Genomic DNA, 8,297 nt, shown 5'->3' on the forward strand with positions numbered 1-8,297 from the left:
TTAGCAGTGGTAACGTTGGAATCCGCAATTTTTGCTGTCGTTACATTCGCATCTTTGATGTCTGCCGTTTGAACTTCACCGTCTTTGATTTTATCTGTGGTAATAGCATCTGCTTCCAATTTAGCATTGGTTACATTTAAATCAGCTATTTTAATGGTAGTCACTGCTGCATCTGCGATTTTTGCAGTAATAATTCCTAAATCTTTTACTTTGAAAGGACTTGCTGTTGTACCAGCACCTTCGATGGTCGACATATCAGCCACTGCGCCGAAAGAATTTTTATCTAACCATTGAACGGCTCCATTCGCATCGGTCACTAAAACTGTACTATTGGAACCAGCCGCAATTTTATCCGTAGTGATTGCCGAGTTAGCTACTTTAGCAGTTGTCACATTCAAATCTGCTATTTTAGCCGTCGTTACGTTTGAATCGGCAATTTTAGCAGTCGTTACGTTGGCATCTTTGATATCAGCGGTTTGGACTTCACCATCTTTGATTTTATCCGTTGTGATTGCATCTGTTTCCAATTTGGCATTGGTTACATTTAAATCGGCTATTTTGGCTGTCGTAACATTGGCATCTAAGATTTTAGCTGTGGTAACATTTGAATCAGCGATTTTAGCTGTTGTTACATTGGCATCTTTGATATCTGCTGTTTGAACTTCTCCGTCTTTGATTTTATCTGTGGTAATAGCATCAGCTTCCAATTTAGCATTGGTTACATTTAAGTCTGCAATTTTAGCTGTTGTAACATTGGCATCTAAGATTTTAGCTGTGGTAACATTCGAATCCGCGATTTTAGCTGTTGTTACATTGGCATCTTTGATGTCAGAGGTTTGAACTTCTCCGTCTTTGATTTTATCTGTTGTAATAGCATCAGCTTCCAATTTGGCATTGGTTACATTTAAGTCGGCAATTTTAATGGTGGTCACTGCTGCATCTGCGATTTTTGCAGTTATGATTCCAAGATCTTTTACTTTGAATGGACTATCCGTTGTTCCCGCACCTTCAATGGTCGTCATGTCAGCAACAGCTCCAAATGATGCATTATCCAACCAGGCTACTACACCTGCATTATCGGTTACTAAAACCTTATTATTTCCACCTGGCGCGATTTTTGATGGCGTTACATTAGCATCTGCAATTTTAGCCGTAGTTACATTGGCATCTTTGATATCTGCTGTTTGAACTTCACCATCTTTGATTTTATCTGTGGTGATCGCATCTGCTTCCAATTTCGCATTGGTCACATTTAAATCTGCAATTTTAGCGGTTGTTACATTGGCATCAGCGATTTTAGCTGTTGTTACATTGGAATCCGCAATTTTAGCAGTAGTTACATTGGCATCTTTAATATCTGACGTTTGAACTTCTCCGTCTTTGATTTTATCTGTGGTGATCGCATCTGCTTCCAATTTCGCATTGGTCACATTTAAGTCCGCGATTTTAGCGGTTGTTACATTCGCATCAGCGATTTTAGCTGTCGTTACATTTGAATCCGCAATTTTAACTGTTGTTACATTGGCATCTGCAATCTTAGCAGTGGTAACGTTTGCATCTTTAATATCCGCTGTTTGAACTTCCCCATCTTTGATTTTATCTGTGGTAATCGCATCTGCTTCCAATTTCGCATTGGTCACATTTAAATCAGCAATTTTAGCAGTAGTGACGTTCGCATCTTTGATATCCGCTGTTTGAACTTCCCCATCTTTGATTTTATCTGTGGTAATCGCATCTGCTTCCAATTTCGCATTGGTCACATTTAAATCAGCAATTTTAGCAGTAGTGACGTTCGCATCTTTGATATCAGCAGTTTGAACTTCTCCATCTTTGATTTTATCTGTGGTAATCGCATCTGCTTCCAATTTCGCATTGGTCACATTTAAATCAGCAATTTTAATGGTAGTAACTGCTGCATCAGCGATTTTTGCAGTGATGATACCTAAATCTTTTACTTTAAACGGACTTGCAGTAGTTCCTTCTCCTTCAATGGATGCCATATCGGCTACAGAACCCAAATCATTTTTATCGATCCAAGCAACTGCCCCGGTATTATCAGTAACTAATACATTGTTATTGGCTCCAGGAGCAATTTTTGTGGTCGTAACTGCTAAATCAGCAATTTTACTTGTTGTAATATTGGAATCTGCGATTTTTGAAGTGGTCACATTGGCATCCAAGATATCCGAAGTTTGAACTTCTCCATCTTTGATTTTATCAGTTGTAATCGCATCCACTTCCAATTTAGCATTGGTTACATTTAGGTCCGCAATTTTAGCGGTGGTAATATTGGCATCTGCAATTTTAGCGGTGGTCACATTGGAATCCGCAATCTTGATGGTGGTAACAGCAGCGTCATTAATTTTGGCTGTTATGATTCCCAAATCTTTTACTTTGAATGGACTTGCAGTTGTACCAGCGCCTTCAATGCTTGTCATATCTGCAATTGCACCAAAAGAGTTTTTATCTAACCATTGAACAGCACCAGTTCCATCAGTTACTAAAACTGTATTATTTGAACCAGCTGCTATTTTTTCTGTGGTAACTGCTGCTTGATCAATTTTAGCAGTAGTTACATTTAAGTCAGTAATTTTTGATGTTACGATGGCATTGTCGGCCACATCAATGGTTGCAATGGTACCATTTTCAATTTTGTCAGACGTAACCGCACTTTGAGCCAATTTTGCATTGGTCACAGCTAAATCGGCTATATCATCTGTCTGAACAGCACCATCAACAATTTTGGCTGTGGTTACAGAGTTGTCTGCTAATTTATCGGTATTAACTGCTCCTGAAGTAATGATGGGTGCGCTAGCTGTAGTACCAGAACCAGATAAATCGCCACCCAATTTAATTTTACCTAATAAATTGGTTGTTGCTTCTGGAGTAGCACCTGAAACCGTGGCATCCACATAAGTTTTTACAGCTAATTGCGATGGATATTTCACATCATCTGCTGCGTTTCCACCTAAATCCGTGGCTGTCGATTTATTATTAATTGTTTCTGCATCCACTACATCCGATACTGGAATTGTTGCAGAAGTCGTAAATGGATTTGTTCCGTCAGCCTTCAAATATCCTGCTGGCAAGGTAGTTACTCCTGTTCCCCCATTGGCAACTCCAATGGTTGAGCCATTCCATGTACCGGTGGTTATGGTCCCTACCGTATTAATAGATGTTTGTCCAGCATAATTAGAGGCAATATCGATAGATGGTGTTGTAGCATTATTGGTCACTACTACTCGATCCGTTGTACCGCTAACATTGGTAACTGTTCCAATGGTGGAGTTTAACACCCCATTATCCATAGTCAATCCAGTACCTAATGTAATTTCGCCCACCTGAGTACCTCCTGTGGATCCAGTACCTAATAATTTACTTTGTCCAGATAAATTTTGAATTTTATTAAACGTAACTGCTTGATCTGAAATAGTTGTATTCGCTGTACCTTGAGCAGTAGTAACATCACCTGTCAAGGCTGGTAAAGTTGAAACAGGCAAAGTACTCAATGCTTGAATACTTCCTGTCCCAGAAGCACTTCTACCCAAAACGACATTGGAAGAAACATCCTGGATTTTAGCAAAACTAATCACTTTATCAGCCACAACAGGATTGGTGGCTGTACCAGTTAAATCGCCTGCCAGTTGAATTTTACCTGTTGCAAGTGTGGTTGCATCAGGAGTAGCATTGGAAATTTTGGAATCAACATAATCTTTGTTGGTAAGGTCCGTATTATTTACTGGAGCATCTGCCATAGTAGCCTTAGTTCCTGTAGGAAATATCAAATTACCTAACATGGTGCTTCCTGCTAATTGAACATAACGAGCATCTAAAGATGCCTGATTAGGTGTTACCTCATTCCAAGCACCACTTGCACCACCTGTAGAGATAAAGGTTCTTCCGTTGTTACTCGCGTTGGCTCCTGTTTCTCCAGAAATAACAAAAATATCTCCATTGTTTGTTGTTGCCACATCTGGACGATTAACAAATAAACCGGTTGTAACTTTACCAAAGGCAATGGCCACATTTCCTGTTGCAGGATCAGGCAAATTGCCGTTCACTGTATGAACAGCACCTGTAATATCCTGCCATGGAATTGATGAAACGGTTGATAAGGAAGTAGCTCCACCTTTTACATAACCGCTAGGTAATACGGTTGTTCCTGTTCCACCGTTTGCAATAGGTACAACCGCGGAACCAGAAATGGTACCGTTTAATACTGGACTTGTGATAGTTGGCGTATTGATATTTGCATTGGTACTCATGACCACGTTTCCCGTTCCTGTAACAGGAATTTCTTCTGGCGTGGTGGTGCCTCCAGTCATATTTCCCAAAACTCGATTGGTAGCAATATTCGGTAAACCAGTTAAATTATTTATCGCATTTACACCGCTAAATTTGGTGTCCACATAGGATTTAACTGCATTTTGAGTAGGATATGACGTGTTGCTAACACCTAAATTGACGTTGGAATCTTTATTGGCTAAATCCTCTTTTAAATTTAATGCAGATTGAGTTGATGAACCAACTGCATTATTAGTATGACTATCGACATAAGTCTTAACCGCCAATTGAGATGGATAAAACGTATCACTGGCTGAAGTGCTACCTAAATCCGTAGCGGTAGATAAGTTAGAAGCTTTTTGAGCATCCACCACATCAGCAACTGGGATAGTAGAACTAGCAGTCATAGCCGCTGCGCCGTTTCCAAAAACATAACCGGAAAGGGTCCCTGCAGCACCTGTACCACCATTTACTGGATTGACTACACCATTCACATTTTCGGCTTTACCTGAAATATCACCAGATACTTTAGATCCACTTACGGAAGTAATTTTAGCATCTGTTACAGCAAGATTTTGAATTTTATCCGTTTCAACGCTGTTGCTTGCTAATTTTGTAGAGGTTACGGAAGCATTATCAAGGTTAATTGTTTTTACTTCAGAATTTCCAATTTTAGAACTTGTAACTGCACCACTTGCCAATTTTTCGGTAGAAACAGCTGCATTTTCAATTTTAGCAGTGGTAACTGAGGCATCAGCCAATTTAGCCGTTGTAATTGCTGTATTAGCAATTTTATTCGTAGAAATTGCTGCATCGGAAATAACGGGTGCCGATGCAGATGTACCCACCCCATTTAAATCTCCACCTAATTGAATTTTACCCTTCGAACTAGTGGTTGCATCTGGGATTGCTGCTGCTGCAAATTGATTATCTACATAATTTTTAACAGCATTTTGGGTAGGAAAAAATACGGTACTTGTGCCCAAATTAACATCATTGGACTTATTTACAGTTGGCTCAGCCCCCAAATTACTTAAAGCAGCTGGAGCAGTTGTTGCACCCGTACCACCATTCGCAATTGAAATGGTTTCGCCAATTTTAGCATTATTGATGGAGCCATTGGCTATTTTAGCATTGGTAACCGCTGCATCATTTATTTTATTGGTTGTAATGGCATTATCCGAGATTACAGGCGCAGAAGCGCTAGTTCCAAGCCCATTCAAATCGCCTCCTAATTGTATTTTACCTTTGGAAGTGGTAGTTGCATCTGGAATTGCGGCATTCGCAAATTGTGTATCTACATAAGATTTCACAGCTGCTTGAGTGGGGTATAAATCATTACTAGTTCCCAAATTGGCATTACTCGATTTATTCGTTAATGCTTCTTTCAATGCCAAACCTGGAACGGTTGGAGCATCAGCTGTACCAGCCAAATCACCTGCCAACTTCACTTTACCTTTTGTAGTAGCATTTGCATCAACAACTCCAGCTGCCAAGGCCGACTGCACAAAAGCAGTGGTTGCAATTGCATTGGTATTATTGTTCAATGGTTGAGTGGCAGCTTGGGTTGCACCCGGAAGAACAGGTGTTCCTGTAAATGTAGGAGAATCTATGTTAGCCTTTAAATCTAAATTAGCCTGAAAAGCTAATCCTGTAACAGAAGCATCTACATAATCTTTGATACCTTTTACGGTAGGATATTTAGTTTGAGAACTTGCATTTCCAACAATATCGGAGGTTTTATTAGCCCATTCTTCTTTATTGCCCAAAGCTGGAACCGTTGGAAAATCAGCAGTACCTGCAAGATCCCCTGCTAAGCGCACTTTACCTTTTGCTAAGGTAGTTGCATCCGGAGCACCTGTTGCAATCGCATCTTGAATTGTCACATCGACATAATTCTTAACGGCTTTCTGAGTTGGATATAAAACATCGCTTGGATTGTCCGAACCCAAATTAACATCTGGTGATTTATGCGACAATACTTCATAGGTATTACCTAAACCCCAAATTTGTCCTTGAAGATTATTGGTCGTATTGGTTAAATTAGTATTGACATTATTCAGATTGGCATTGGTTTGATTAATCTGATTTTGTTGATTGTTGAAATTTTGGGTGATTTGATTTTGCTGATCCGTCAAACTTTGGTTAATGGTCGTAATTTGACTAGAATTCCCTGCAATTTTGGAAGATAAATCCGTATTAACCGAATCAATTTTAGAAGTTAAACCTGTATTTACCGTTTCGATTTTGGAATTTAAACTCGTATTTACTGAATCGATTTTGGAATTTAAATTTGTAGCAGTTTGTTGTAAATTGGAAATATTAATATCATGTTGATCAACCCTAAGTTTTAAGGAATCAATTCTGTTATTCACATTCAGGTTTACTTGATTGATTTTTGTTTCATTAGCAAAAAGCTTTCCATCCTGTTCAATATTCTTTAATTTGATGGAATCGATATCGATTTCATTGGTGCTTACTCTTTTATCTAAGTCGATTATACTTTGATTAACTATCGCAAATTTGTCTAAGGTCTCTTGTTTATTATTCGCAATGTCTATACTATTGGTTTCAATCTTTTTACGCAATGGATCCAAATCTTTATCTACCAAATAACCCACATCGTTCCCAAAGAAAGACAAGTCCTTAGGAGCTCCTACTACATTTTTATAATCAACTGATCCTGCATAAAAAGCATAAGGAGTGTAATTGAAATTTTGAATACTCACTTGTTTGAACGATGAGCAGTTATCAAAGCTGACAGAAACTTGTAAACTTTTCAAGTTGGCATCCCAAATAATACTATCAAAGTTATTAAAGCGAGTACTCAATGATGTTTTTACACCTGTCCCAATGATTAAGTTCACCAAACCAAATTCATCAGTCTTGGTCTTTTGAATTTCCTCATATTCAATTGTGGCTCCATTCAAAATGCCAAACTTGATACAAACATCAGAATTCGCTAATGGTTGTCCCGTGATGGCTACACCTGGGATATCAATTGCTTTGGGATCAATGATCACAGCTTGATAATTCATTCCTTTCTTTTGAGCAAAAGTTGCCAAAGAAATAAAAAGTAAAATGATGGTTAAGTGTAATTTATTCATTGTGTGATTAATCTTTATTGGTACAAGTGATTGAATTAGATGTTTGGTTATTTAGTAATTTTAAAATTTAAGCCAAAGGCAAAAGTATTTGAGACTAAATCCAAACTTCCTGTGGATGCTTTAGAACTGACCAAGGTTTGCTGATTTTGATACTTGACAAAAAAAGAAACATTGGGATTTACTTTTTTAATTATTTCCAAGGAGTATCCTCCAAAAAATTTAAATGATGAAAATTGATCGTTGTTGCTCAAATCATAATAATTAGATCCAAGCATCTGAATACCTTGTAACATTTTTTGACCGTTGAACTCTAATTTAGTTCCCACTTGAAAACCTTTCCCTAAACTAAACTCGGGACCAAAACCTAGCGCAAGACCGATGTGATCTGTCTTATAATCAAATGCGATATTTTGAATTCCACCCATAGAATTATATTGATTGTAAACTACTCCTATATCATAATGCAAAATGCTAAGAATCTTCGCAAGACTTTGATGTTGTTTGTAATAAGCTCCTTTTTCACTTCCTGAGGAAATCAATTCCAATGTATCCACCAACGCACTTCTTCTGCGCATATTCATATGAAGTCCAGAACCAGGTTTTAAAAAATCAACGGACACTCCTTGAGAATTAACTAAATTATATTTCGTCAAATTGGAACCCATGACAAATTGATAATCCTGTGCCGACAAATTAATGGTAAACAAACCTACCAGTAAAGTCAATTTCAAAAGCATACAAGTAAAATTCTTCATCTATATTTATTTCTTAATAAATTACTTATTCATTAATTCTTTTTCTTTGGCAAATTCATCTACTCGCTTTTTGGGCTTGATCGTAAACTTGATGGCAAACTCATGGGTTTGATTCGATACCTTTGAGATTTGCGAAATCGGGTTCTCATAG

At 38.0% G+C, this 8,297-nt stretch carries 2 protein-coding genes; both read right to left on the minus strand.

The features are described from left to right. On the minus strand, nt 1-7,391 hold a 7,391-nt coding region (locus V7S76_RS08240), incomplete at its 3' end, for a beta strand repeat-containing protein (protein WP_459509602.1). 47 nt (nt 7,392-7,438) lie between these two features. Continuing rightward, the gene (locus tag V7S76_RS08245; protein ID WP_459509603.1) at nt 7,439-8,146 is read right to left on the minus strand and encodes a hypothetical protein; all 708 of its coding nucleotides are present in this window, start codon (nt 8,144-8,146) and stop codon (nt 7,439-7,441) included. Nucleotides 8,147-8,297: the final 151 nt, after the last annotated feature.

Source organism: Aquirufa sp. ROCK2-A2, from assembly GCF_054558485.1.

Bases quoted from the DNA above. Each gene is read 5' to 3' on its own strand.
- V7S76_RS08245 (WP_459509603.1), bottom strand. From the start codon at position 8,146: ATGAAGAATTTTACTTGTATGCTTTTGAAATTGACTTTACTGGTAGGT.